We start from the raw sequence: 26,275 nt of genomic DNA on the forward strand, positions 1-26,275 counted from the left end.
GCAAAGAGGGAGATCGCGATGGATGATCAGGGCAAACTGGCCGCGCTCCAGCGTCATTGGGACGCGTCGGACGCCAACGATTTCGAGGCCGAGCACGACATCTATCGCGAGGACGCGGTGCTCGACTATCCGCAATCCGGCGAGCGCATCCGCGGCCGCAGGAACATTCAGGAGAGCCGCTTCGTGCAGCCGAACAAGAAGCGCTTCACAGTTCGGCGCATCGTCGGGGGCGGCGATCTGTGGGTGAGCGAATTCGTGCTGACGTATGATGGGGTGCCGGCTTACGTGGTGAGCATCATGGAATTCCGCGACGGTCTGGTGGCGCATGAGACGCAGTATTTCGGTGACAAGTTCGAGCCGTCGCCCTCGCGGGCGCATCTTGTCGAGCGGGTGGAGTAACACGGGCTCCGTCGCAATGATGGTGCGTCTGCCAAACAGACCAACACGGGAACCCGATGCGGCGGCTGGTCGCAGTGTCGTTGCCTTGATTCCGACAGGCCCATCTTTATGTGTGAAAGGAACAAGAATCCGGGCCCCTCTGGCGAGGAAGTCGACGCTGTCGGCAAAACCTCGTGATGTCGGATGACCTGTCCCGCGCGAATGCGATGGATCGGCCGATCGTCGGGCCTTCTTGAGAGTCTCTCCGACCCAATCGTCCCCATCGCAGCTCCGTGCGGTCATTTCGCAAGATAAGGGAGCAACGATGTCTGACGCCAAGCATTCAAATCCGATCGGAATCGAGATCACCGAGCCGTCCAGCCTGAACGAGCAGGCTGCGGTGGCGCTGGTGATCGTCGGCGCGCTGGTTGCGGTCGCCGACCGGCAAGTTTCACCGGTCGAACGCGACGAGGTCGTCCGTTTCATCCGGGATCGCAAGCTGGCACCGCACATCCCGGACGACCGGCTCTATGCGATGTTCGACGAGCTTGCCGAACGGCTCGAGGAACGCGGATTTCGCCAATGTGGTGATCGACAATCTGCGTCCGGTCTCGGACCTGCGGCTGTCGGCTCATTTGATGGAACTGTCGGAGCGCGTCGCGGCCGCGGACGAGGACGTCCATCCCCATGAACTGCAGGCGATCAAGCTGTTGCGCCTGCTGACGCTGGTGCTGCCGCGCGCAAAGCAGGTGGCGCCGGGTGCAGTGCGTGCCGAACAGCGCATTGCCGCCGAGGAGTAAGCATGAGCGCAGTTTCGGACGAGGATAAGACAGGGACTGCGGGCGCTACCGGCCAGATGGCCGGCGGCGACCCGCGCCTCGACAAGCTTGTCCGTCGCCTGCCGCCGCGCATGGGCGACACCGTCACCTATCTGCTCAAGCCGTCCAGCCGCTGGGTGAGGATCCCCTCGGGCGCGCTGCTCATTGTTGGCGGCGTGCTCTCCTTCCTGCCGGTGCTCGGCGTCTGGATGCTGCCGCTCGGCCTCGCTTTGCTTGCGGAAGACGTGCCCCGCGTTGCGATCCGCGCGCGGCAAGGTTCTGGATTGGGTCGAGCGGAAGAAGCCGCAATGGCTCGATCCGTCCGCACCTAAAAGCGATCAATCATGACTGAATTCATCACCACCGAAGCGCTGACCGCGCTCTTTCAGGTCGTCCTGATCGACCTCGTGCTCGCCGGCGACAACGCCGTCGTCATCGGCCTTGCCGCAGCCGGCCTGCCGGCCGAGCAGCGCCGGCGCGCCATTGTCGTCGGCATCATCGCCGCCACCGCCTTGCGCATCGTCTTTGCCGGCGTCGCGACCCAGCTTCTGCAAGTGATCGGGCTGTTGCTCGCCGGCGGCGTGCTGCTGCTCTGGGTGTGCTGGAAGATGTGGCGGGAGCTGCGCGAGCAGGCCGCGCATGCGAACGAGCTCGCGTTCAGCCATGGCGGCGACGGGAGCGCTGCTGCCGCTCCGCGCAAGACCTTCAGGCAGGCGGCGGTGCAGATCGTCGCCGCCGACGTCTCGATGTCACTCGACAACGTGCTCGCGGTCGCGGGCGCGGCGCGCGAGCATCCCTACATCCTCGCCTTCGGCCTGTTGCTGTCGGTCGCGCTGATGGGCGTCGCTGCCGATTTGCTCGGCCGCGTGCTTCAGAAGCAGCGCTGGATCGGCTATGTCGGTCTCGCTATCATCGTCTACGTCGCCTTCGAGATGATCTATCGCGGCTCGCTCGAGCTCGCGCCTGTCATCGCGAGCCTGTAGGGCAACGATTCTGCCTATCATCCGGAGTGATCAATGACGTCTGAACCCAAAGCACTTTCGGCCGATCCGGCGCCAGCGCCGCAAATCGGCCCGTTTGCCCAGCTCATCTTCGGCTCGCGCTGGCTGCAGGTCCCGCTCTATGTCGGTCTCATCGTCGCGCAGGCCGTCTATGTGCTGCTGTTCCTGAAGGAGCTCTGGCACCTGGTCGTGCACTCGTTCGACGCCAGCGAGCAACAGATCATGCTGGTCGTGCTCGGGCTGATCGACGTCGTCATGATCTCGAACCTGCTGGTGATGGTGATCGTCGGTGGTTACGAGACCTTCGTCTCGCGCCTGAACCTGAACGGTCATCCTGACGAGCCGGAATGGCTCAGCCACGTCAATGCCAGCGTGCTCAAGATCAAGCTTGCGATGGCGATCATCGGCATCTCCTCGATCTCGCTGCTCAGGACCTTCATCGAGGCGGGTAATCTCGGCACGACGCGCAGCAATTTCACCGAGTCCGGCGTGATGTGGCAGGTGCTGATCCACCTGACCTTCATCATCTCCGCGATCGGCATCGCCTGGGTCGACCGCCTCAGCGAGAGCGGCCACCGCAACAAGGCGGCCCGTCACGGCTGAGCGCGATCGGCCTTCTCAGGCGCCGATTTGGCGCTCGCGCGCGGCATGACGGACTCTCTTGGATCATTGCGGCGGAGATTGGCATTCCTGCCCGTCACGGACAAGGCGAACACGCCATGCATCATCGCACGGCGTGCATCTCCAGAAAGGGCCTTCACGCCGGTGACGGTGCCCGTGTCCGACGGCACGTAGCCGGGCAGGGTAGCCACCGCTGCGCGAAAATCGGCGCTGCGGATGATCTCGAGGATGCGCTGCATCGGCCCGGTGTCCAGGAACGCGCGCTTGCAGACGAAGAAATAATCTTCGGTCAGGAGCCGGATGAAATCGAGGCCGAAATGCCGGGCGGCGGCTTCGACGCCAAAGCTCGCATCCGCCATGCCGCTCGCGACATAGGCCGCGACCGCGGCGTGGGTAAATTCGATCTGCTGCGCACCGTTGATGCGACTCTCCTCGATGCCGTTTGCCGCGAGCAGTTGGTCGAACAGAAGCCGCGTGCCGGAATCGTGGTCGCGGTTGACGAAGCGGACTTTTGGTCCGGTCAGATCATCAAGCGAAGCGATGCGCAGCGGGTTGCCGCGCGCGACCATCAGCCCCATCTCGCGCGTGACGAAACTGATGATGCGGTCCTCGCGCGGATCGAGCCATTCGCGGGGCAGCCTTGATGCCTTGGGCCCGCAGCGCGCCGTGCGGCAGATGCAGGCCGGAGAGATCGCAGGCGCCCTGCGCCAGCGAGACCAGCGAATGCTGGTTGCTGACATAGCGCAGATCGACGCCGATGCCCGGCTCGCGGTCGAGGAATTCGCGCAGTTTTGCGACCGCGAAACCGTGGCTGGCATGCACGCGGATCACCGACGGGCGCTGCTCGAGGAACGGCTTGATCTCGCTCGCCAGCTCCTGCGCCAGATTCTCAAGCTGAGGTCCGAGGCGGGCCTGCATGCGCTCACCCGCCCACACCAGCCGCTCGCCGAACGGCGTGAGTTTCGAGCCTTTGCCGCGCTGGGTCTCGACCAGCGGCGTGCCGAAAAACTCCGACCATTGCTCGATCAGATTCCAGACGTGGCGATAGGAGAGGTGCGCGTCGCGGGCCGCGCTGGTGATCTTCCCGGCCCTCCTGATTTCGTTGAGGACGCCGAGCATGATGATTGCGGTGCGCGGATTGCCCTCGCGGCGAAACCGCCAGACGGCCTCGATCTCGATCTGAAGCATTCGTTTCTCTTATGAACTGTACTTCATATGAAGGCGTTCCATTTGCAAACGATATCATATTTACTTTGGCCTGCATGCGCCTAGTCTGGCATTCAAAAGCTGGAAGGAAATATGATGTCAGTTGCATATGATTTTGCGCATTCGCCGGCCACGGAGTTCATGTCCCGGCCCCAGCTTCTGCTGATCGACGGCCGCCGCGTCCCCGCAAGCTCCGGTCGCACCTTCAAATCGCTCAATCCGGCCACCGGGCAGGTCATCGCCGTTGTCGCCGAAGGCAACGAAGCCGATGTCGAGCATGCGGTTGCCGCCGCGCGCCGGGCCTTCGAAGGCCCCTGGCGCACGATGCGGGCGTCCGAGCGCGGCCAGATCCTGCTGCGCTGGGCGGACCTGCTCAAGGCCAATGCCGACGAGATCATCGAACTCGAGTCGATCGATGCCGGCAAGCCCGATCGCCGCGACCTCGCGGCAGGATTTCCCGGCCGCGGTCGACACGCTGATCTACTACGCCGGCTGGGCCGACAAGATCAGCGGCGACGTCGTGCCCGTGCGCGACGACGCCCTGACCTACACCGTGCGCGAGCCGGTCGGCGTGGTCGCCGCCATCGTGCCCTGGAATTTCCCGCTGATGATTGGGATGTGGAAGCTGGCGCCGGCGCTGGCCTGCGGCTGCACCATCGTGATGAAGCCGGCCGAGCTGACCTCGCTGTCGGCGCTGCGCATCGCCGAACTCGCGCTTGAGGCCGGCCTGCCGGCGGGCGTCTTCAACGTCGTCACGGGGCCGGGCCGGGTCGTCGGCGATGCGCTGGTTAATCACCCTGACGTCGACAAGGTCACCTTCACCGGCTCACCCGGCGTGGGTCGTGGAATCATGAAGGGCGCCGCAAGCAACTTCAAGCGTGTCTCGCTCGAGCTCGGCGGCAAGTCGGCCAACGTCATCTTTGACGATGCCGATCTCGAAGCCGCATCCAAAGCAGCGGCCTCCGGCATCTTCTTCAATGCCGGCCAGGTCTGCTCGGCCGGCTCCCGCGTGCTGGTGCAGGAGAAGGCCTATGACGAGGTCGTCGAGCGGCTGGCGGCACGCGCGAAGTCGCTCAGGATCGGTGATCCGCTCGACCGCAAGACGGTGCTCGGGCCCGTGATCTCCGAGAAGCAGATGAAGTCGATCCTCGACTATGTTGACATCGGCCGGAAGGAGGGCGCGACCCTCGTCACCGGGGGCGAGCGTGTTGGCGAGCGTGGTTACTTCATCAGCCCCGCGGTGTTCGCGAATGTCGCGCACGAGATGCGGATATCGCAGGAGGAGATCTTCGGCCCCGTCGTCAGCGTCATCAAGTTCAGGGATGAAGCCGACGCGCTGCGGATCGCCAACGGCACGGCCTACAGCCTGGCTGCCGGCGTGTGGAGCCGCGACATCGGCAAGCTCCAGCGCTTCGCCAAGCGGGCCCGCGCGGGCACGGTCTGGATGAACACCTATGGCTACACCGACGTGCGCCTGCCCTGGGGCGGCGAGCGCGACTCCGGCCTCGGCCGCGAGCACGGCAGCGCCGCGCTCGACAACTTCACCGAGCCGAAGGCTGTGTGGATGAACCTGGCCGTCTGATACCTCCCGAGCGGCCAAGCCTGGAGCCCGGCTGATCGCCCGATCCGGCGGGCTCTTTTTCGAGATCGGTAAAATTGCCTGCATTCCGCTCAGCGGCGGCAAACCCTGCGGACAAGAACCACGCGGCCTTAAACCCCGGCGTTGGAACAGGCGTGCATCCTGCCTGCAACAGGGTGGGGCACCAGCATGTCAGTTCTCAGGGAGGTCGTCGTCGCGGTCGCGGGAGTCTACGCGCTCCTGATCGCGTGCGACGCATTGTTCGGGGTCGGCGAGGCGCGCTTCGACGACGCCTATTACAGCGGCAGCTTCTACGCGCCGCGGCCGAAGGAGTTTCGTTTCGCCGGCGATACGCCGCCGGCGGTCCGCGTCAGCGAGGCGTTTGCGCAATTCGCGCCGGGCGAAGGCAAGCCGAACAAGCGCTACTCGTCGCTGACGACGATCATTCGTTAAGTGTCCGCCTCACTCCCCCTGGATCCATTCCGCCACGCTGCGCCACAGCGTGTCGCGATGCTCGGGGCGGAAGAAGCCGAAATGGCCTATTCCCTTGGCGCTGACCTCTGACGGTTTGACCGTCACCACCTCTGGCTTGATCGCGGTGAACCCGCTCGCAAGCAGTTCGACGGCGGGCCGCGTCGCCCACGGGTCGTCGGAGAAGCAGAGTGTGCGCAGTTCGCCTTTGAATTTGGCAAAATTCTCCAGCGCCGGCAGCTTTGAATCGAAGAGATAGCGGGGGCTCGAGACCCACTCGGCCCATTGCAGGAAAACGCCCTTGGGCAAATCCTCGCCGATGCCGGCCCAGCCCGGCGCGTAACCGAGCGCGTGGACGAGCGGCACTCCGACAAAATTCATGAAGGCGAAGACCCGGTATTTTTCCGGCGACGTCATCAGCCGCCAGGTGGCCGCCTGCGAGGCCACAAACGCGGCGCGCGAGATGTCCGTGTTGTTCGCGATCAGCCCGAGCGCCTGGCCGCCGAAGGAGTGGCCGACATAGGCCAGGGGAAGGGTGCTGTAGCGCGCGCGCATCCAGTGCACTGCGGCGGTTACGTCGAGCGCGGCCCAGTCCGACATCGAGGCCTTGAAGCCGACCAGTGATTTCGGCTGGTTGTAGCCGACCATCGCCGGCAGCCGGGAGTCGCCGATGCCGCGATAGTCGTAAGTCAGGACCGCGCAGCCGCGATGGGCGAGATAGGAGGCAAAGCCGCGATAGATTTTCCGCGGGACGGCGGTGGCGGAGTTGATCAGTACGGCATGGCGTTTGGTGCCGCGCGGCAGGAACAGGGTGCCGCTCAGCGCATACCCGTCGGTCGCCGGGAAGCTGATCTCGTCAACGAAAACGTCGTCCAATGCCGCGTCCATGGGCAGAAAGTATCCTGCCAGTTTTCCTCGCCGTTTCCCAGCAAATGCGAATTTGGCTTTTCCCGCAAGGGTTTGCAGTGCCAGATGGATTTACAACTGGCGGCCAAGGATTAGCCTGTGTATAAGGCGGCCCTCGCAACCCACAGATCAGGTTGCACTTTTTGCTTCACGGAGAGATTGCGATGTCCGAGCGGTGGACGCCCGAGTCCTGGCGCAGCAAGCCGGTGCTACAGGTGCCCGACTATCCCGACGCCAAGGCCCTGGCCGACGTCGAGGCGCAGCTTGCGACCTTTCCGCCGCTGGTGTTCGCGGGCGAGGCGCGCAACCTGAAGAAGTCGCTGGCGCGGGTCGCTGCCGGTGAGGCCTTCCTGCTGCAGGGCGGCGACTGCGCCGAGAGCTTTGCCGAACACGGCGCCAACAACATTCGCGATTTCTTCCGCGTGCTGCTCCAGATGGCGGTGGTGCTGACTTATGCCGGTGCCGTGCCGGTGGTGAAGGTCGGCCGTGTCGCTGGTCAGTTTGCAAAACCGCGGTCGTCGCCGACCGAGAAGATCGACGGCGTCGAGCTGCCGAGCTATCGCGGCGACATCGTCAACGACATCGCCTTCACCAAGGCAGCGCGCGTCCCTGATCCGCAGCGCCAGCTGATGGCCTACCGGCAATCGGCGGCGACGCTGAACCTGTTGCGCGCGTTCGCGACCGGCGGCTACGCCAATCTCGGCAGCGTGCATCAGTGGATGCTAGGCTTCCTCAAGGACTCGCCGCAGTCCCGCCGCTACAAGGAATTGGCCGACCGCATCTCGGACGCGCTCAACTTCATGCGCGCCTGCGGCCTCGATCTCGAGGCTCACCCCGAGCTGCGCGCCACCGATTTCTACACCAGCCACGAGGCGCTGCTGCTCGGCTATGAGCAGGCCATGACCCGCGTCGATTCCACCACGGGCGACTGGTACGCGACCTCAGGCCACATGATCTGGATTGGCGACCGCACCCGCCAGCTCGATCACGGCCATATCGAATATTTCCGCGGCATCAAGAACCCGATCGGGCTCAAATGCGGTCCGTCGCTAAAGCCCGACGAGCTGCTGAAGCTGATCGACGTGCTCAATCCCGACAACGAGCCGGGCCGGTTGACGCTGATCGCCCGCTTCGGCTCCGACAAGGTCGGCGAGCACCTGCCGAACATGATCCGCGCCGTGAAACGCGAGGGCAAAGCGGTGGTCTGGTCGTGCGATCCCATGCACGGCAACACCATCACCTCGACGTCGGGTTACAAGACGCGCCCCTTCGACCGCATCCTGTCCGAGGTGAAGTCGTTCTTCACCATCCACGCGGCAGAAGGCACGCACGCCGGCGGCGTGCATCTGGAGATGACCGGCCAGGATGTCACTGAGTGTATCGGCGGCGCCCGCGCGATCACCGACGAGGATCTCAACGATCGCTATCACACGGTCTGCGATCCCCGGCTCAATGCAGAGCAATCCATCGACATGGCTTTCCTGATCGCGGAGCTGCTCAAGCAGGAGCGCGCCGGCAAGGTCATGCCGATGCCGGCCGCAGCGGGGCTCTGAGACCTTGCTGCGGATATTGAAGGCCACGGTCAATTCCCGCAACGGTCTGGCCTTTGCGTTCCGGTCGGAGCAGGCCGTCCGCGAGGAGATTGTCGCGCTTCTTTTGTCGCTGCCGCTGGCGTGGTTCGTCGGCGCGACCGCGATGCGCGCGGTCGAGCTGGTGTGTTCAGTCGCGTTCGTGCTGGTGGTCGAGCTGCTCAACACCGCGATCGAGAAGCTTGCAGACCGGCTGACCATGGATCACGACAAGCAGATCGGCCGGGTCAAGGACATGGGCTCGGCCGCGGTCGGTGTTGCGCTCCTGATGGCCGGCGCGTTCTGGATCATCGCCATCATCGAGCGGTTGGGGTTCCTCTAGCCCATTGATCGGAGCGCGGCGGCCATGACCGAACGTCTCAACGAATTCGCGGTCACGCTCGCGCCCAGCTCAATCCGACCGTGGGCGACATCGACGGCAATGCCGCCAAGGCGCGTACCGCGCGCGCGCAAGCCAGGTCCGACGGTGCCGATCTCGTGCTGTTTCCGGAATTGTTCATTGCCGGCTACCCGCCGGAAGATCTCGTGCAGAAGCCTTCCTTCCAGGCCGCTTGCCGCGCCGCGATCGAGGCGCTTGCGCGCGAGACCGCTGATGGCGGCCCGGCCATGCTGGTCGGCACGCCCTGGGTGGAGGAGGGCAGACTCTACAATGCCTGCGCGCTGCTCGATGGCGGCCGTATCGCCGCGCTTCGCTTCAAATGCAACCTGCCGAATTACGGCGTGTTCGACGAGAAGCGGCTGTTTTCGCGCGGCCCCGCCGCGGGGCCGGTGACCGTGCGCGGCGTTCGGATCGGTGTGCCGATCTGCGAGGACATCTGGCTGGAAGAGTCCGAGGATTACGAGAACGTGGTCGAGACGCTGGCCGAGACCGGCGTCGAGATCATTCTGGTGCCGAACGGCTCGCCCTACGCCCGCGACAAGGCCGACGTGCGTTTGTCGGTTGCGGTCGCGCGCGTCACCGAGAGCGGTCTGCCGCTGGTCTATCTCAACCAGGTTTGCGGCCAGGACGAGCTGGTGTTCGACGGTGCTTCCTTCGCGCTCAACGGCGATCTTTCGCTCGCGGCGCAATTGCCGGCGTTCGCGGAAAGCATCACCACACTGCGCTTCACCAGAAACGGCGACGATTGGCGCTGCACCGGTCCTGTCGCGGAGCAGCCCGAGGGCGACTATGCCGACTATGCAGCCTGCGTGCTCGGCTTGCGTGATTACGTCGCCAAGAACGGCTTTCCCGGTGTGCTGCTCGGTATCTCCGGCGGCATCGACTCTGCCCTCTGCGCGGCGATTGCGGTCGATGCGCTTGGCGCCGATCAGGTGCACGGCGTGATGCTGCCATACCGCTACACTGCGGCAAGCTCGATCGCGGACGCCGGCGAGCTCGCCGGCCGTCTCGGGATTCGTTATGAGGTGCTGCCGATCGCCGAAGCCGTGACCGGGTTCGAGACCATATTGTCCGGCATCTTCAAGAATCTGCCGGCCGATATCACCGAGGAAAATCTCCAGGCCCGCACCCGCGGCACGCTGCTGATGGCGATCTCGAACAAGACCGGGCTGATGGTGATGACCACCGGTAACAAGTCGGAAATGTCGGTCGGCTACGCCACGCTCTACGGCGACATGAACGGCGGCTTCAATCCGATCAAGGACATCTACAAGACGCAGGTGTTTCGGCTGGCAAGCTTGCGCAATGTCTGGAAGCCCGATGGCGCGCTCGGGCCGGCCGGCGAGGTGATCCCGCCCGATATCATCACACGTCCGCCGACGGCGGAGCTGCGCGAGAACCAGACTGACCAGGATTCGTTGCCGCCTTACGAGGTGCTCGATGCCATTCTCGAGCGTCTCATCGAGCGCGAAGAGCCGCTCGACAAAATCATCGCCGCCGGCTTCGACCGCGAGACGGTGGTGCGCATCGACCATCTCCTCAACGTCGCCGAATACAAGCGCCGCCAGGCGGCGCCCGGCGTCAAGGTGACGGCCAGGAATTTCGGCCGCGACCGCCGTTATCCCATCACCAACCGCTTTCGCGACAAAGGCGAGCAGCTAGCCGCCCCGGACGAGACGCTGGTGTCGCGTGGGAGCAAAGCGTCGATCGACGCGTTCGAGGGGTGATTCCGGCATTGGGCGAGCCCGCGGGTCCTACAACGGCGTCGCGAAAAACACCACTCGAAGCAAGTGCGTGTACTCGGACTCAAGCACCATGATCGACACAAAAACCAACACCGCGACCGGCGGTAGCAGGATGGCATAGGCCAGGGCCAGCCGCTCCCAGGCCATGTGCATGAAGACGGCAACGATGAGGCCGGCCTTCAACACCATGAACAGCAGGATCAGCGACCATCTCAGACTGCCGTGCAGGCCAAAATAGTCGACGAGATAGGAGCAGGTGCTGAGCACGAACAACCATGCCCAGACCACGAGGTAGAGTTTGATCGGGTGCTGCTGGCCCTTGGCGTGTGCCGCCGCCGGTGCGACTGCGTCATGCACATGAGCCTGGAGCTGTCCTTCCATGTGTACCGTGGCATTTGTCATGCGCCGACCTCACCAAAGATAGAAAAACGCAAAGATGAACACCCACACGAGATCGACGAAGTGCCAGTACAGGCCGGTGATTTCGACGATCTCGTAATAGCCTCTCCGGCTCGTGAAGAAGCCGCGCCTTTCGACATCGAAGTCGCCCCGCAAGACCTTGCGCGCAATTGCAATCAGGAAGATCACGCCGATCGTGACGTGGGTGCCGTGGAATCCGGTGATCATGAAAAAGCAAGAGCCGAACTGCGCCGCGCCCCACGGGTTGCCCCAGGGGCGAACGCCCTCCATGATCAACTTTGTCCATTCGAAGGCCTGCATGCCAACAAACGTCGCGCCGAATGCTGCCGTGACCAGCATCAGGATTGCGGTCCTGACGCGATCCCTGCGGTAGCCGAAATTGACGGCCATCGCCATCGTCCCACTGCTGCTGATCAAGACGAAGGTCATGATGGCGATCAGGATAAGGGGGACGTCCTTGCCGCCGAGATTAAGCGCGAAGACCTCGCTTGGGTTGGGCCATGGCACGGTCGTCGACATCCGTGCCGTCATGTAGGACAGGAGGAAACAGCTGAAAATGAAGGTGTCGCTGAGGAGGAAGATCCACATCATGGCCTTGCCCCAGGACACGTTTTTGAAGGCGCGCTGATCAGAAGCCCAGTCCGCGGCGATGCCTTGCCAGCCCGGAAGTCGCCCAGCACCTTGCCCCGTATTCGTCAGCACAGTCTCAGCCATCTGTTTTCACCCTCCCTAGCTCAGCAACTGGCGACAGATGTCGACGAAATCGTTCGTCCAACCCGTCAGGAGACCGAGCAGGACAACCCAGACCAGCAGGAGGAAATGCCAGTAGATGGTGCAGAGCTCCACGCTCAGGCGCATCTCGGCCGTCGCGGCGTTACGGTGCCATACCTTGGCTGTGGTCCTGCCGAGCGCCACCAAGCCGCCGGTCAGGTGCAGCCCGTGCACCGCGGTGATCATGTAGAAGAAGGCATTGGCCGGATTGGACGCCACGAAATAGCCGGCGGCGTTCAGCTGTTGCCACGCCAGAAGCTGTCCTGCGAGAAACGTGATCGCTGCCCCTCCAGCGGCGAGCAGACCGACGATGGCGCCGTCGATGTCGTTCCGGCGCGTCGCAACGTACGCCCATTGCAATGCGACACTGCTTATGACCAGCACGCCCGTGTTGAACCACAGTACCGTCGGCACGGGCATTGTCCGCCAGTCCGCCATGTTCATGCGCATGGAGTAGGCGCTGATGAAAAGTGTGAACAGCGAGCCGGCGACGGCGAGGAATACGCCAAGTCCGACCTTCGCTGCCGGCCAGGTCATTGCGCCCGTGCCTGGGAAGTCATCGATCGGACCCGCCTCCAGCCACGGTTTGGCAGTCAGCCGTTGCTGCGAGAGCCACCATCCGGCGATGACCGCGATCACGCCCAGGAACAGGATAACGGCGCTCACGGAGCAGCTCCCTGAATGGCCCCCGTCGTGGGCGGCTGGTTCTGTGGAATGAAGTCCTCAGCAGCACCCGGCACGCTGTAGTCATAGGCCCAACGATAGACGACCGGGAGCTCCTTGCCCCAGTTGCCGTGCCCTGGCGGCGTCTCCGGCGTCTGCCATTCCAGCGTCGTTGCGCGCCAAGGATTGCCCCCCGACGGCTCGCCCTCGAACAGGCTCCAGGCCAGATTGAACAGGAACACCATCTGGGCGAAGCCAACCGTCAACGCGACCACGGTGATAAACTGGTTGAGCGAGTGGGCGGACGGCGGAATGAACGCCGTCTCGCCGAGTTCGAAGTATCGGCGCGGAACGCCGAGCAGCCCGAGATAGTGCATGGGGAAGAAGATCAGGTAGGCGCCGAGGAACGTGACCCAGAAATGAAACTGGCCCAGAACGTTGTTCAACATTCGCCCCGTGACCTTCGGGTACCAATGATAGATCGCCCCTAACACAACCATGATCGGCGCGACGCCCATCACCATATGGAAATGCGCAACGACGAACATGGTATCCGAAAGCGGCACATCGACCACGACGTTGCCGAGGAATAGGCCGGTAAGCCCACCGTTCACGAAGGTGACGATGAATCCAAGCGCGAACAGCATCGGTATCGTGAGATGTATGTTGCCACGCCAAAGGGTCAGGACCCAGTTGTAGACCTTGATGGCGGTGGGAATGGCGATGATCAGCGTCGTCGTGGCGAAGAAGAACCCGAAATATGGGTACATGCCGCTCACATACATGTGGTGCGCCCACACGACGAAGCTGAGCGCGCCAATCGCCACGATTGCCCAGACCATCATGCGATAGCCGAAGATGTTTTTTCGCGCATGCGTGCTGATCAGGTCGGAGACGATGCCAAAGGGCGGGCAAAGCGACGATGTAGACTTCGGGATGACCGAAGAACCAGAACAGGTGCTGGAAAAGCAGCGGGCTGCCACCGCCATATTTGCTGAGTTGGCCCATCTCGACCAGCGACGGCATGAAGAAGCTGGTTCCCAGCAGACGGTCGAGCAGCAACATCACCGAGCCAACGAACAGCGCAGGGAATGCCAGCAGCGCCATAACGGTGGCGGTGAAGATGCCCCACACCGTCAAGGGCAGACGCATCAAGGTCATGCCGCGGGTGCGCGCCTGCAGCACGGTCACCACGTAATTCAGCCCGCCCATGGTGAAGCCGATGATGAACAGGATCAGGGAGGACAGCATGAGCACGATGCCCCATTCCTGTCCGGGCGTGCCGGAGAGAATCGCCTGCGGCGGGTACAGCGTCCAGCCGGCGCCGGTGGGGCCGCCGGGCACGAAGAAGGTCGAAGCCAGCACCAGGACCGCGAGCAGGTAGACCCAGTAACTCAGCATGTTCACATAGGGGAAGACCATGTCCCGTGCTCCGACCATCAGCGGGATCAGGTAGTTGCCGAAGCCTCCGAGGAACAATGCGGTAAGCAGATAGATCACCATGATCATGCCGTGCATGGTGATGAACTGGAGGTACTGGTTGGCATCGATGAAGGAGAAGGTGCCGGGAAATCCCAGTTGCAGTCGCATCAGCCACGACAGCACCAGGGCCACGAGACCGATGGCCGAGGCTGTAAGCGAGTACTGGATGGCGATGACCTTGGCGTCCTGCGAAAAGACGTACTGCGTCCACCAGCTTTTCGGATGGTAGAGCTCGACTTCAGGCACTTCGGCAGGCGGAATGCCTGTGATCCCATCATATGGAACATCGACCATAGAGCACCTCCTCGGTCGTTTCCTTCGGGGGCGATGAGTTGGTTCACGCGCCCGATCCATGTTCGCAGCGGCATTTCCCTATTTGCCGCCCGATTGGTACGTCGCCCTCACGACGGCCTTTGGGCCGGATAATTCGGCAAACGTCTTCTGCTGATCGAGCCAGGCGTGATAGTCGCTCTCTTCCTCGATGATCACCTTGGCCCGCATTTGATAATGAGCGGCGCCACATAGTTCCGCGCAGAGAACATCAAAGGTCCCGGTTCGGATCGGCCTTATCCAGAAATAGGTGACCATGCCAGGGACCATGTCCATCTTGGCCCGGAATTCCGGCACATAGAAATCGTGCAGGACATCGACGGAGCGGAGCAGAACCTTGACGGGCTTGCCGGTTGGAAGATGCAGGTCGCCGTTCTCGATCACGACGTCATCCTGGCCATGCGGATCGCTGCGATTGAGGCCCATCGGATTGTCTGGACTGATGTTGCCGACGTCGGACGTGCCCAACCGACCATCCTTCCCCGGCAAACGGAAGCTCCATTGCCATTGCTGGCCCATGACTTCGATCTCGGTGGCGTCTGCGGGCACCGTCACGAACTGGTGCCAGACGACCAGGCCGGGTGCGAGCATGGCGGCGACGCCGATGCCGGTCCCGATACTGAGCCACCATTCAAGCTTTTTGTTTTCGGGATTGTAGTCTGCCTGTCTTCCCTCCCTATGGTGGAAGCGAAAGACGCAATAGGCCATGAATGCAACGACCGCGGTAAAGACGAATCCGGTGATCCAGAATGTGATGTTGATCGTCTGGTCGATGTAGCTCCAGTTAGTGGCGATGGGCGTCCACCACCACGGGCTGTAAAGGTGAAACAGCACCGAGCCGATCGCGACCAAAAGCAGTATCAGTGCGACAGCCATCCTGATCCATCCTTGCCATCGAAGGCTGCGCCATCGAAGGCTGCGGATACGAATCCAGGGCGAAGCTCACATTGGTCGCGATGGCGGACTCTTCTGTTGTGCTGGCATCTATACTGACATATGCGCCATCGCCGCGCCTCTTGTCTCGCCCATTCAACCGGTCGCGACATTCAAGAGAAAGATCGCGACCGCTCACTGCTGGGGGCGTCTAGGCTTTTAGAATGATCCCCTGCGAACCCGACGTCAATAGCACGTCAAACGCGCTTCGCTGGCGCGACGATTCCTGTCGCGGTGCAAGCTGGCGAGCGCCAGTTGCAGTCTCGATGTGATGCATCGCACAAAATATGCGAAACACAATTCACCAAGTGGGAGCGCTGGTCATTCCGATGCGCCCGCGCTAAGCTTGGAGCGCAGGTCGCGACGGGTTTCGTCCGGCTAAGCTCCTTCCTCGTTGAGCCTGGAACTGCCGTATTCGGCTCGATCGCGTCTCCCGCACATAAAGGCGGATGCGCGCGGCCGGAAAGCGCGCGGTTCGCCGCGGCGACTTCAGCAGAGGAGGGTGTGTCCATGGCCACTCTTTATTCCAACAACATCGTAAAACGGCACCTGTTCGGCGAGGCGGTCTCTTATCCCATTCGCAAGATCGGCTTGTCCGACCTGAGAGAGGTGCTGCGCCTGGGCTGGGAGGATTTCCAGGCGATGCCGAGTCACGCGGTCGTTGTATGCCTGATTTATCCCGTTCTCGGTCTCGTCCTGTTCAGGATGGTCCTCGGCCATTCGGTCCTGCCGCTGCTGTTTCCGCTGGCGGCCGGATTTGCCTTGATAGGGCCCTTTGCCGCGATCGGTCTCTACGAACTCAGCCGTCGCCGCGAGCGCGGCGAGGAGGTCGAGGCGTGGGACGCGATCAAGGTTTTGCGTGCACCGTCCTTCGGCGCCATGCTCGAGCTCGGCGTTCTCTTGCTCGTCCTGTTCGGGGTCTGGATCGGCGTCGCGAACGCGATCTATGTCGCCATCTTCGGTCACGCGGCGGCCGCAAGCATTCCTGACTTCGCAACCCGCGTGCTGACGACGCCGGAAGGATGGTCGCTCATCATCGTCGGTTGCGGTGTCGGCTTCCTGTTTGCCGTCGCGGCCCTATGCGTCAGCGTCGTATCGTTTCCATTGATGCTCGATCGGCATGCGACGGCGATCGATGCGATCCGGGCCTCCCTGCGGGCGGTGGCGGCCAATCCGGTTGCGATGGCGGGGTGGGGGCTGGTCGTCGCGGCACTGCTCGTGATCGGCTCACTGCCGCTCTTCGTCGGTCTCGCTGTCGTTCTGCCGGTGCTCGGTCATGCCACTTGGCATCTTTACCGGAGGGTGGTCGAGCCGAATCCGAATCCACCTGATGAACCGCCGCCGCCCCCGAAGGGGCGGCGCTATGCGGCGGACTTTCCGGCCAATCTCTTCCCGTGGAGCCGCGAGGGCGAGCAGTAACAGCAAGAGGGCCGCTCCCGGCGGCCCACTTGGCTCGAGATTGGTGCAGAATTATTGCTTCGGTGGGATGAAGGTCGGTCCGACCGAACGGATGGGCTTGTTCTCGGTGGTCGCAGCGGTGCCAGTATCGGCGGGCGGTGCGGCGGCCGGTGTGCCGGCCGTGGCCGGGGGCGGCGTTGCGCCCTTCTTCGCAGCCGTGGCAGGCGTGCCCTTGGTGAGCTGCCGCTGCTGCATCTTCTTGGCGCTCTCCTCGGTGACGATGATGTCACCCTGCTGCTCGGCCGACGCCTTGTCGTCAGCCGATTTCAGCGCGTCGGCCCAGGTCTGGCCCGCGGCCTTGCAGGAGCAGGACGGGTTGAACTCGCTGCGGAATTTGAACGCGGTCGGCAGCGCCGTGTAGGGCTGGCCGCTGGTGGAGACCGCCGAGTTCATGTCTTCGCCGGGATTGCGATGAGTGTAGAGCACGGCTTCGGCGGCCGGGCACAGCGCCTTGCAGGTCTTCTCGTCGTCGGGGAAGCGCGCGGGCACAGTCGCAAACGAGACCGGGAAGTAGGCGCCGTCGCAGGTGCGCACGCACACGGTGCGATAGGTGCCTGACTGCGGGCCGAGATCGGAGGGCGGCACGCCTTGTGGACTGTTGGGGTTGTTGCCGCCGAACAGATTGCTCAGGAAGTTGCCGCCTTGCGACTGCGCGGCGTTGGCATATTGCGGGCCGCAATTGTTCTGCGCCAGCGCGGCCAGCACCGAGCGGCGCTGGTTGTCGCGCTCCGGACTGAAGCCGCCGGGACCGCCGCCGCGCAGGCGTTCGAGATTGCCGGTGATCTGGTCCAGATTGGCGCGCATCTGCTGGATCTGGGTGTTGACCGGACCGCATTGCGCCGACTGGCCGCTGAACAGCGAGAAGAAGCCGGAGGAATCGCAGCCCATGCGCTTGGCCTGCATGGTGACGCGGTCGAGCTCGGCCTGCTGCCGGGTCTGGGACTCCTGGTAGCGGCGGATCTGGTCTTCGCGCGCGGGGTCACCGCCGCCACCGCTACGATCGAGCGCGGCGAGCTGGCCCTCCAGTCGCACGCACATCGGATTCGGTCCAAGCCCGTTCTGGCCGGGCTGAGGCGGCGGCGGCCCGGGCGGGCCGGCCTGTGCGAAAGCGCCGGTGACAAGCACGACCGTGCTTAGGAGCACGGTGCAGGCAAGGAGGAAGCGAGCACGGGGGAGAGACAAAAATTCAGGCATATCCGCCATTCTAGCGAGGTCACGGCCACGCGTGATTTGGGGCGCCGAAGCGCGTCCTCCCATAGCCGCTTCCTGCGGCATCGTCACGTCGTTTCAGGGGCCAAAGATTGCGCCTAAGATACGCCAGTTCCGAGTGAATTCAGCGCTGGCAGGTGATTGCGACATATTCGTCGCAATGGCCATGGGAGCAGTTTGCGCCGGATTTGGGGACAGAGCCGGTAATTTCGTCGGGATCGACCCGACGATAGGCCGAAGCCTGGGCAAAATCGCGTGACTGGCAATAGGTGCGTGCGACCTGCGAGCCGCATTTCTCGCTTTTGGCGAGGCACTGGTCGCCACCGTAGCCGTCCGCCTGGTTGGCGATGATGAAGACGCGAGTCTCGGCGAAAGCGCTGGATGCCGCAAGGATGGAGACACAGGAAATGAGCGCGAGCAATGATCGCATGAAAAACACCGGGGGCAAAAAGAAGGAACTGCCAGTTCCAGAATGGGCTCAAATGGTTAAGGATGATGAACCATCAAGGCGGGGCGGCCGCGCTTTGCGGAGATAAAACGGCATTTTCGCGGCTCCCTTGACGCGTGGGCCCTTCGTGGCCCATATGTCGCCGCATGAACGGTCTCCTCGCCATTTGCGCCATTTGCCGCGAGATTATTAGCTAGCGATTCGCTGGCTGGAGCCGTCTTTATCTCAAAAACATTGAGAGCACTGGACGCCCGGCCAACAGCCGACGGGTATCCATATGGAATTGCGCCTCTACGATACGCTGAGCCGGGAAAAGCGCAGCTTCGTGCCGCTCGATGCGAAGGACGTCCGCATGTATGTCTGCGGACCGACCGTCTATGACTTCGCCCATATCGGCAACGCGCGGCCCGTGATCGTGTTCGACGTGCTGTTTCGGCTGCTGCGCCATCTCTATGGCGAGGCCCACGTCAAATATGTCCGCAACATCACCGACGTCGACGACAAGATCAACGACCGCGCCGCGCGCGATTTCCCCGGCCTGCCGCTGAACGAAGCGATCCGGAAAGTCACCGAGCAGACCGGCAGGCAATTTCACGCCGACGTCGATGCGCTCGGCGCGCTGCGGCCGAGCGTCGAGCCGCGCGCGACCGAGCATGTCGCCGAAATGCGCGAGATCATCGAAAGGCTGGTCGCCGGCGGCTTTGCCTATGTCGCCGAGGACCATGTGCTGTTCTCGCCACAGGCGATGAACGCGGCCAACTCCGTCCTGCCGCGCTATGGCGCGCTGTCCAATCGCTCGCTGGACGAGATGGTCGCCGGCGCCCGCGTCGATGTCGCGCCCTACAAGAAGGGCAATACCGATTTCGTGCTGTGGAAACCGTCCAAGCCGGGCGAGCCGTCATGGCCGTCGCCGGCCGGCATCGCCGCGCAGGGGCGGCCGGGCTGGCACGTCGAGTGCTCGGCGATGGCCTGGAAACATCTCGGCGAACATTTCGACATCCATGGCGGCGGCATCGATCTCGTGTTTCCGCATCACGAGAACGAAATCGCGCAGACCTGCTGCGCCTTCCACCGGGAGCGCATGGCGAACTACTGGATGCACAACGGCTTCCTGCAGGTCGAGAGCGAGAAGATGTCGAAGTCGCTCGGCAATTTCGTCACGATCCACGAGCTGCTTGCGGACTGGCCGGGCGAGGTGCTGCGCCTGAATATGCTCAAGACGCATTACCGCTCGCCGATCGACTGGACCATGAAGTCGCTGGAGGAGAGCGCCAGGACGCTCGACGACTGGTATCGCGTTGCGGCCGACGTCGCGCCCGGCCAGCCGGCCGCATCCGTCGTCGAGCCGCTGCTCGACGACCTCAACACGTCGCTCGCGATCGCGGCATTGCACAGCCTGCGTGGCACCGATGTGAGCGCCCTGGTGGGGTCGCTGCGTCTGCTCGGCTTCCTGTCCGAGAGCGCTGCGCAATGGGAAAGCCGCAAGCAGCAGGCAACTGGCGTCGACGCCGGCGAAATCGACCGCTTGATCGCGGCGCGCGCGGCTGCGCGTGCGCAAAAAGACTTTAGGGAGTCCGACCGCATTCGCGACGAACTCGTCGGCAAGGGCGTGGTGCTCAAGGATGGCAAGGACGCCGACGGCAAGCCGGTGACGACCTGGGAGCTGGCGTGATGGCACATGCGCTTCCAAAGCCTGGCTTGCGGCCGTTCCTGCTGGAGGACGTGCCGGTTCTCGCCGCGATCTTCACGGCCAGCATCGAGGAGTTGACCGGCGACGACTACAGCGAAGCGCAGCAGCAAGCCTGGATGGCGGCGGCGGAGGACGAAGAATTCGGCAAGCGGCTCGCCTCCGACCTGACGCTGATCGCAACGCTGGAGGGATCGCCGGTGGGCTTCGCGTCGCTGCGCGGCAAGGATCATATCCACATGCTCTATGTGCATCCGGCCGTGGCCGGGCAGGGCCTGGCGACGATGCTCGTCGATGCGCTGGAAAAGCTTGCCGGCGGCCGCGGCGCGGACAAGCTGACGGTCGACGCCAGCGACAACGCGCAGGGTTTTTTTGCCAAGCGCGGCTATGTCGCCATGCAGCGCAACAGCATCACCGTCAACGACGAGTGGCTCGCCAACACCACCATGCAGAAGACGCTCGGAGCTGGGCCCGCATCGGGAGCACTGCAATGAGCAAGGAGCGCCTCTATCTTTTCGACACCACGCTGCGCGACGGCGCGCAGACCAATGGCGTCGATTTCACGCTGAAGGACAAGCAAGTCATCGCGGCGATGCTCGATGATCTCGGCATCGACTATGTCGAGGGCGGCTATCCCGGTGCCAATCCGACCGACACCGAGTTTTTCGGCACCAAGCCGAAGCTCGCGCATGCGCGATTCACCGCCTTCGGCATGACGCGCCGGGCAGGGCGCTCGGTCTCCAACGATCCCGGCGTCGCTGGGCTACTGGAGGCGAAAGCCGACGCGATCTGCTTCGTGGCGAAGGCGTCAGCCTATCAGGTGCGCGTCGCGCTGGAGACGACGAAGGAGGAGAACCTTGCCTCGATCCGCGACAGCGTCGCGGCGGCCAAGGCCGCCGGCCGCGAAGTCATGCTCGACTGCGAGCATTTTTTCGACGGCTTTAAGGAAGATTCCAGCTTCGCGATCGCCTGCGCCAAGGCTGCCTATGAGGCCGGCGCGCGCTGGGTGGTGCTATGCGACACTAACGGCGGGACCATGCCGAACGAGGTCGAGGCCATCGTCACCGAGGCCGCAAAGCACATCCCCGGCGATCATCTCGGCATCCACGCCCATAACGACACCGAGCAGGCGGTGGCGAATTCGCTCGCCGCGGTGCGTGCTGGTGCGCGGCAGATCCAGGGCACGCTGAACGGCCTCGGCGAGCGCTGCGGCAACGCCAATCTCTGCTCGCTGATCCCGACCTTGAAGCTGAAGCAGGAATTTGCCGACGCCTTCGAGATCGGCGTCACGTCCGAGAAGCTCGCGACCCTGGTCAAAGTCTCGCGCACGCTCGACGACATGCTCAACCGCGTGCCGAACCGGCATGCGGCCTATGTCGGCGAGAGCGCCTTCGTCACCAAGACCGGCATTCATGCCTCCGCGGTGCTGAAGGATCCGCAGACTTACGAGCACGTCTTGCCTGAATTGGTCGGTAACCACCGCAAGGTGCTGGTGTCCGACCAGGCCGGCCGCTCCAATGTCATCGCCGAGCTCGACCGCGCCGGCATCGCTTACGAGAAGAGCGATCCGAAGCTGACGCGGCTGGTCGAGGAACTGAAGGAGCGCGAGGCGCAAGGCTATGCCTATGAATCCGCCAACGCCTCGTTCGAGCTTTTGGCGCGCCGCACGCTCGGCAAGGTGCCGCATTATTTCGCGGTCGAGCAGTTCGACGTCAATGTCGAGCAGCGCTACAATTCGCACGGCGAGCGCGTCACCGTGGCGCTCGCTGTCGTCAAGGTCGACGTCGCCGGCGAGCATTTGATCTCGGCGGCTGAAGGCAACGGCCCCGTCAATGCGCTCGACGTTGCGCTGCGCAAGGATCTCGGCAAGTACCAGAAATACATCGAGGGCCTGACGCTGATCGACTACCGCGTGCGTATCCTCAACGGCGGCACAGGCGCGGTCACGCGCGTGCTGATCGAGAGCGAGGACGAGAACGGCGACAGCTGGACCACGGTCGGCGTGTCCCCGAACATCATCGACGCCTCGTTCCAGGCGCTGATGGATTCGGTGATCTACAAGCTGGTGAAGACGGGGGCGCCGGCGTAGGGGATAGTGAGGTGAGCTATGGCGGCGCCATAAAACACCGTCATTGCGAGGAGCGAAGCGACGAAGCAATCCAGACTGCTTCCGCAGAGCCGGTTTGGATTGCTTCGCTTCGCTCGCAATGACGAGGAGAGAGGGGAGCGCGACCAATGATCGATCACATCTCCGTCGGCGTCAGCAATCTCGATCGCTCCGCTCGCTTCTACGAAGCTACGCTCGCGACCCTCGGGCTCACGCGCCTCGTCACGCGACCGCGGACGATCGGCTTCGGCAAGGCCTATCCCGAATTCTGGATCAATCTGCGCGAGGGAATGACGCACGTCACGCCAGAGAGCGGCGTGCACATCTGCCTGCGGGCCAAGACGACCGCCGAGGTCAATGCATTTCACGCTGCAGCGCTGTCCGCCGGCGGTGCATCCGACGGTGCGCCTGGTATCCGCCCGCACGACCGCGTGCGCTATTACGCGGCCTTCGTCATCGATCCGGACGGCAATCGGATCGAGGCGGTGACGTTTCCTGCGGACTAAAGCTTGCGCGCCACTTCGGGAGCGAGCTTCTTTTCCGCTTCGTCGATCTGTGCCGCAGCCGCCTTCAGCTTCGGCAAAATCTCTTCGATCCGATCAGCCTTGAGGATATCGACCGAAAGGCCGGCGCGGATGAACTCGGTCTGGCGCATGTGCGACAGCAGCGAGAACAGCGGCTCCCAGAAATTGTCGATGTTGGCGAGCAGCACCGGCTTGGCGTGACGGCCGAGCTGCTTCCAGGTCAATTGCTCGACCAGCTCCTCCAGCGTGCCGACGCCGCCCGGCAGCGCCACGAAGGCGTCGGAGCGTTCGAACATCAGCCGCTTGCGCTCGTGCATGTCGGGAGTGACGATCATCTCCTGCACACGCGTCAGCGCGTTCTCACGCATCCGCAGGAAGTCGGGGATGATGCCGGTGACGGTGCCGCCGTGATCGAGCACGGAGGTCGCGACCGAGCCCATCAGGCCGAGCGAACCGCCGCCATAGACCAGGCGGATGTTGTTCTCGGCGAGGGACTTGCCGAACGCCTTGGCGCCTTCGGTGAAACGGGGATTGGTTCCGGGGCCGGAGCCGCAATAGACACAGACGGTTTTGATCGTGCTCATTGGTGCCATGATGCATTGCAGCGAAGAGGCGTCAAGCCCAATCGGTGATTCGGGCCACCGGAAATCTACCGGTAAATGGCGGAAAACGATCGGAGATTCGCCATCTGGCGGGGTGCGCTGGCATCGGGAAGGCTCTATATGACGAACGAAAATCGCAAATCGTACCGTGCCCGCATCCGGCGGGCCTTTCAGGCTTTTTGATGGACCAAGCTCAATCGTTCGACGGCGCCGACGTTCCTGATCCTCCCGCCGTGGGACCATTGGAGCGGGCCACGCTGATGGGCACGCTGGCGCATCTGTGGCCCTATATCTGGCCCGGCGACCGCTTCGACCTGAAGATGCGCGTGGTCTGGTCGATGGTGCTGCTGCTCGCGGCCAAGCTGATCACGCTGACGGTTCCTTTCAGCTTCAAATGGGCGACCGACGCGCTGACAGGGGCCAACACCGCGCCGGTGCAGGCGGACAATTGGCACCTCTGGGTGATCGCCTCGCCATTGCTGCTGACCGCCAGCTACGGCGCGATGCGCATCGTGATGGCGGTGCTGACGCAATGGCGCGACGGCATTTTCGCGCGCGTTGCCATGCACGCGGTGCGTAAGCTCGCCACCATCACCTTCATTCACATGCACGAACTCTCGCTGCGCTTTCATCTCGAGCGCAAGACCGGCGGTCTGACGCGCGTGCTCGAGCGTGGCCGCGAGGGCATCGAGGTCATCGTGCGCATGGTGATCCTGCAGCTGATCCCGACCATCGTCGAGGTCTCGCTCCTGATGGCCGTGCTGCTCTGGCAGTTCGACTGGCGCTACGTGGTCGCAACCCTGATCACGGTAACCGTCTACATGTACTACACCTACATCGCCACCGAGTGGCGGATCGGCATCCGCCGCAAGATGAACGATTCCGACACCGAGGCTAACACCAAGGCGATCGACTCGCTGCTCAACTACGAGACCGTGAAGTATTTCAGCGCCGAGACCCGCGAAGCGCAGCGCTATGACAAGTCGGTCGCACGCTACGAGGAGTCGAGCGTTCAGGCCTATACCTCGCTCGCGGTGCTCAACACCGGCCAGGCCGTGATCTTCACGCTGGGGCTGACCGCGACCATGCTGATGTGCGCGATCGGCGTGCGCAACGGCACCAACACGGTCGGCGATTTCGTGCTGGTCAACGCCATGATGATCCAGCTTTACCAGCCGCTGAACTTCATGGGCATGGTCTATCGCGAGATCAAGCAGGCGATCATCGACATCGAGAAGATGTTCAACGTGCTGGGACGCGAGGCCGAGATCAAGGACGCGCCCGACGCGAAGCCGCTGGTGGTCTCGGCCGGCACGGTTCGCTTCGAGGACGTGCGCTTTTCCTATGAGCCGGCCCGGCCGATCCTCAAGGGCATCAGCTTCGAGGTGCCGGCCGGCAAGACGGTCGCGATCGTCGGCCCGTCCGGCGCGGGCAAGTCGACCATGTCGCGGCTTCTGTTCCGCCTCTACGACATCTCCGGCGGAAAGATCCTGATCGACGGCCAGGACATCCGCGAGGTCACGCAGGCCTCGCTGCGCGCCTCCATCGGCATGGTGCCGCAGGACACCGTGCTGTTCAACGACACCATCCGCTACAACATCCGCTACGGCCGCCGGGACGCCAGCGATGCCGAGGTGGAAGAGGCGGCGCGGCTGGCGCAGATCGACCATTTCATCCGCATGTCGCCGATGGGCTACGAGACCCAGGTCGGCGAACGCGGCCTGAAACTATCCGGGGGCGAGAAACAGCGCGTCGCGATCGCGCGCACTGTCTTGAAGGCGCCGCCGATCCTGGTGCTGGACGAGGCCACCTCGGCGCTGGACACCCACACCGAGCACGAGATCCAGGGCGCGCTCGAGCGCGTGGCGAAGAACCGCACATCGCTGGTGATTGCCCATCGGCTCTCGACCATCGTCGGCGCCGACGAGATCATTGTGCTGGACCAGGGCCGCATCGCCGAGCGCGGCACCCACGCAAAACTGCTCGCGGAGGGGGGCCTTTACGCCAGCATGTGGAACAGGCAGCGCGAGGCCGAGGCGGCGCGCGAGAAACTGGCCCGGATGGCCGACTCTGGCGAGGCGCCCAACCGGGAGCCGCCGTCGGTCCAGGACGTCCTGACGACGCCTGCGGCGGCGGAGTGACCTTGTCTCCGGTCCCAACTCTGGCCTAAACAACACCACCGCGCGGGACGACCTGCGCCATCAACCCTGAGCGGCAGATAGCGATGTCCATTCTCGATTCGATCCAGCGTCAGATCCCGCCGATCCACAAGGAGGGCTATCCCTTCATCGGCGGCTTTGCACTGGCAAGCCTCATCCTGTTCTGGCTGTGGTCGCCTTTGGGGTGGATCGGCACCATCCTGACCGTGTGGTGCGCGCTGTTCTTCCGCGACCCCGTGCGCGTGACCCCCGTCCGCGAGGGGCTCGTGGTGTCGCCGGCCGACGGCCGCGTCTCGATGATCACCATGGCGCTGCCGCCGGCCGAGCTCGGGCTCGGCGACCGGCCACTGCCGCGCGTCTCGGTGTTCATGAGCGTGTTCAACTGCCACGTGAACCGCAGCCCGATCACGGGCAGGGTGGACCGTATCGCTTATCGGCCCGGCCTGTTCATCAATGCCGAGTTAGACAAGGCGAGCGAGGACAATGAGCGCAACTCGCTGGTGATCACGACGCCAACGGCGCGGATCGGCGTGATCCAGATCGCAGGGCTTGTCGCCAAGCGCATCGTCTGCTTCGTCAAAGAGGGGCAGGCGATCGGCGCCGGTGAGCGCTTCGGCCTGATCCGCTTCGGCTCGCGGCTCGATGTCTACCTGCCGGTGGGCACCAAGGCGCTGGTCTCGGAAGGGCAGACGGCGATCGCCGGTGAGACGATTCTGGCCGATCTCACCGGGGACGACCCGAGCCGCGCCTATCGCTCCAATTAACCAATAAGGCGGTCCAGGGGGCTTT

22 protein-coding genes and 5 pseudogenes are annotated in these 26,275 nt (G+C 63.6%); 17 read left to right on the top strand and 10 right to left on the bottom strand.

Annotated features, from left to right (window positions below; translation table 11 throughout):
- Window positions 1-18: 18 nt before the first annotated feature.
- The 5 genes and pseudogenes from ACVWW3_RS07315 to ACVWW3_RS07335 all read left to right on the top strand — a co-directional run bounded on the left by ACVWW3_RS07315 (window position 19) and on the right by ACVWW3_RS07335 (window position 2,800).
- Window positions 19-399 carry a nuclear transport factor 2 family protein gene (locus tag ACVWW3_RS07315; protein WP_456650464.1) on the top strand — a complete coding sequence of 127 codons (381 nt, stop codon included), beginning with the start codon at window positions 19-21 and terminating at the stop codon, window positions 397-399.
- Between the two features lie 304 nt (window positions 400-703).
- Window positions 704-1,178, top strand: a pseudogene (locus ACVWW3_RS07320) (TerB family tellurite resistance protein).
- 2 nt (window positions 1,179-1,180) lie between these two features.
- Window positions 1,181-1,544, top strand: a pseudogene (locus ACVWW3_RS07325) (hypothetical protein).
- A complete protein-coding gene (locus ACVWW3_RS07330; RefSeq protein WP_247340826.1) occupies window positions 1,541-2,179 on the top strand; it encodes a TerC family protein in 639 nt (212 codons plus the stop codon). Before ACVWW3_RS07325 ends, ACVWW3_RS07330 begins: the two are co-directional and overlap by 4 nt.
- Before the next feature lie 33 nt (window positions 2,180-2,212).
- A complete protein-coding gene (locus tag ACVWW3_RS07335; protein WP_456650461.1) occupies window positions 2,213-2,800 on the top strand; it encodes a TIGR00645 family protein in 588 nt (195 codons plus the stop codon).
- Window positions 2,801-2,921: 121 nt separating this feature from the next.
- Here the strand turns inward: ACVWW3_RS07335 and ACVWW3_RS07340 are convergent.
- Window positions 2,922-4,006 (bottom strand): annotated as a pseudogene (locus ACVWW3_RS07340) (substrate-binding domain-containing protein).
- 114 nt (window positions 4,007-4,120) lie between these two features.
- Here ACVWW3_RS07340 and ACVWW3_RS07345 point away from each other — a divergent pair.
- Both ACVWW3_RS07345 and ACVWW3_RS07350 read left to right on the top strand, forming a co-directional pair.
- Window positions 4,121-5,606, top strand: a pseudogene (locus ACVWW3_RS07345) (aldehyde dehydrogenase family protein).
- 186 nt (window positions 5,607-5,792) lie between these two features.
- A complete protein-coding gene (locus ACVWW3_RS07350; protein ID WP_456650459.1) occupies window positions 5,793-6,056 on the top strand; it encodes a hypothetical protein in 264 nt (87 codons plus the stop codon).
- A gap of 9 nt (window positions 6,057-6,065) precedes the next feature.
- Here the strand turns inward: ACVWW3_RS07350 and ACVWW3_RS07355 are convergent, their stop codons facing one another.
- Window positions 6,066-6,962 carry an alpha/beta hydrolase family protein gene (locus ACVWW3_RS07355; RefSeq protein WP_456650458.1) on the bottom strand — a complete coding sequence of 299 codons (897 nt, stop codon included), beginning with the start codon at window positions 6,960-6,962 and terminating at the stop codon, window positions 6,066-6,068.
- A gap of 182 nt (window positions 6,963-7,144) precedes the next feature.
- Here ACVWW3_RS07355 and ACVWW3_RS07360 point away from each other — a divergent pair, with 182 nt between their 5' ends.
- The 3 genes from ACVWW3_RS07360 to ACVWW3_RS07370 all read left to right on the top strand — a co-directional run bounded on the left by ACVWW3_RS07360 (window position 7,145) and on the right by ACVWW3_RS07370 (window position 10,675).
- Entirely contained in the window at window positions 7,145-8,533 is a 1,389-nt protein-coding gene (locus tag ACVWW3_RS07360) for a class II 3-deoxy-7-phosphoheptulonate synthase (RefSeq protein WP_456650457.1), read from the top strand.
- Between the two features lie 4 nt (window positions 8,534-8,537).
- On the top strand, window positions 8,538-8,891 hold the full coding sequence (locus ACVWW3_RS07365) for a diacylglycerol kinase (protein ID WP_247340819.1): 354 nt from the start codon (window positions 8,538-8,540) through the stop codon (window positions 8,889-8,891).
- A gap of 80 nt (window positions 8,892-8,971) precedes the next feature.
- The gene (locus ACVWW3_RS07370; protein ID WP_456671921.1) at window positions 8,972-10,675 is read left to right on the top strand and encodes an NAD+ synthase; all 1,704 of its coding nucleotides are present in this window, start codon (window positions 8,972-8,974) and stop codon (window positions 10,673-10,675) included.
- Window positions 10,676-10,702: 27 nt separating this feature from the next.
- Here ACVWW3_RS07370 and ACVWW3_RS07375 read toward each other — a convergent pair whose 3' ends face one another.
- From ACVWW3_RS07375 to ACVWW3_RS07395, 5 genes and pseudogenes are all read right to left on the bottom strand, one after another.
- Complete coding sequence (locus tag ACVWW3_RS07375; protein WP_354043747.1) at window positions 10,703-11,095, bottom strand: cytochrome C oxidase subunit IV family protein; 393 nt, start codon at window positions 11,093-11,095, stop codon at window positions 10,703-10,705.
- Between the two features lie 9 nt (window positions 11,096-11,104).
- Entirely contained in the window at window positions 11,105-11,827 is a 723-nt protein-coding gene (locus ACVWW3_RS07380; protein ID WP_247340816.1) for a heme-copper oxidase subunit III family protein, read from the bottom strand.
- 15 nt (window positions 11,828-11,842) lie between these two features.
- Window positions 11,843-12,550, bottom strand: coding sequence for a cytochrome c oxidase subunit 3 (locus tag ACVWW3_RS07385; protein WP_247446708.1), 708 nt, complete (start codon window positions 12,548-12,550; stop codon window positions 11,843-11,845).
- Window positions 12,547-14,323: pseudogene (locus tag ACVWW3_RS07390) on the bottom strand (cbb3-type cytochrome c oxidase subunit I). The gene ACVWW3_RS07385 and the pseudogene ACVWW3_RS07390 overlap by 4 nt, the downstream one beginning before the upstream one ends.
- Before the next feature lie 78 nt (window positions 14,324-14,401).
- Window positions 14,402-15,235: a cytochrome c oxidase subunit II gene (locus ACVWW3_RS07395; protein ID WP_247340812.1), complete on the bottom strand. Its 834-nt coding sequence runs from the start codon at window positions 15,233-15,235 to the stop codon at window positions 14,402-14,404.
- A gap of 567 nt (window positions 15,236-15,802) precedes the next feature.
- On the opposite strand from ACVWW3_RS07395, the gene ACVWW3_RS07400 reads away from it, so the two are divergent.
- Window positions 15,803-16,711 carry a DUF2189 domain-containing protein gene (locus tag ACVWW3_RS07400; protein ID WP_354044569.1) on the top strand — a complete coding sequence of 303 codons (909 nt, stop codon included), beginning with the start codon at window positions 15,803-15,805 and terminating at the stop codon, window positions 16,709-16,711.
- 51 nt (window positions 16,712-16,762) lie between these two features.
- Here the strand turns inward: ACVWW3_RS07400 and ACVWW3_RS07405 are convergent, their stop codons facing one another.
- Together ACVWW3_RS07405 and ACVWW3_RS07410 are read right to left on the bottom strand one after the other, a co-directional pair.
- On the bottom strand, window positions 16,763-17,953 hold the full coding sequence (locus ACVWW3_RS07405; protein ID WP_354103818.1) for a DUF2865 domain-containing protein: 1,191 nt from the start codon (window positions 17,951-17,953) through the stop codon (window positions 16,763-16,765).
- Between the two features lie 130 nt (window positions 17,954-18,083).
- Window positions 18,084-18,389, bottom strand: coding sequence for a hypothetical protein (locus tag ACVWW3_RS07410; protein ID WP_456650454.1), 306 nt, complete (start codon window positions 18,387-18,389; stop codon window positions 18,084-18,086).
- Window positions 18,390-18,684: 295 nt separating this feature from the next.
- Here ACVWW3_RS07410 and cysS point away from each other — a divergent pair, with 295 nt between their 5' ends.
- The 4 genes from cysS (at window position 18,685) to ACVWW3_RS07430 (ending at window position 22,707) form a co-directional block, all read left to right on the top strand.
- Window positions 18,685-20,079, top strand: a complete 1,395-nt coding sequence (cysS, locus tag ACVWW3_RS07415; RefSeq protein WP_456650453.1) for a cysteine--tRNA ligase — start codon at window positions 18,685-18,687, stop codon at window positions 20,077-20,079.
- Window positions 20,079-20,588: a GNAT family N-acetyltransferase gene (locus ACVWW3_RS07420; protein ID WP_456650452.1), complete on the top strand. Its 510-nt coding sequence runs from the start codon at window positions 20,079-20,081 to the stop codon at window positions 20,586-20,588. The genes cysS and ACVWW3_RS07420 overlap by 1 nt, the downstream gene beginning before the upstream one ends.
- A complete protein-coding gene (gene cimA / locus ACVWW3_RS07425) occupies window positions 20,585-22,183 on the top strand; it encodes a citramalate synthase (RefSeq protein ID WP_456650451.1) in 1,599 nt (532 codons plus the stop codon). The genes ACVWW3_RS07420 and cimA overlap by 4 nt, the downstream gene beginning before the upstream one ends.
- A gap of 146 nt (window positions 22,184-22,329) precedes the next feature.
- Window positions 22,330-22,707 carry a VOC family protein gene (locus tag ACVWW3_RS07430; RefSeq protein WP_354103813.1) on the top strand — a complete coding sequence of 126 codons (378 nt, stop codon included), beginning with the start codon at window positions 22,330-22,332 and terminating at the stop codon, window positions 22,705-22,707.
- Here ACVWW3_RS07430 and ACVWW3_RS07435 read toward each other — a convergent pair.
- On the bottom strand, window positions 22,704-23,309 hold the full coding sequence (locus ACVWW3_RS07435; RefSeq protein WP_247345475.1) for an LOG family protein: 606 nt from the start codon (window positions 23,307-23,309) through the stop codon (window positions 22,704-22,706). The genes ACVWW3_RS07430 and ACVWW3_RS07435 overlap by 4 nt on opposite strands.
- A gap of 200 nt (window positions 23,310-23,509) precedes the next feature.
- Here ACVWW3_RS07435 and ACVWW3_RS07440 point away from each other — a divergent pair, with 200 nt between their 5' ends.
- Complete coding sequence (locus ACVWW3_RS07440) at window positions 23,510-25,468, top strand: ABCB family ABC transporter ATP-binding protein/permease (RefSeq protein ID WP_456650450.1); 1,959 nt, start codon at window positions 23,510-23,512, stop codon at window positions 25,466-25,468.
- Window positions 25,469-25,545: 77 nt separating this feature from the next.
- A complete protein-coding gene (locus tag ACVWW3_RS07445) occupies window positions 25,546-26,250 on the top strand; it encodes a phosphatidylserine decarboxylase (protein WP_346730951.1) in 705 nt (234 codons plus the stop codon).
- Window positions 26,251-26,275: the final 25 nt, after the last annotated feature.

The sequence above is a fragment of the Bradyrhizobium sp. LM2.9 genome (assembly GCF_054056555.1).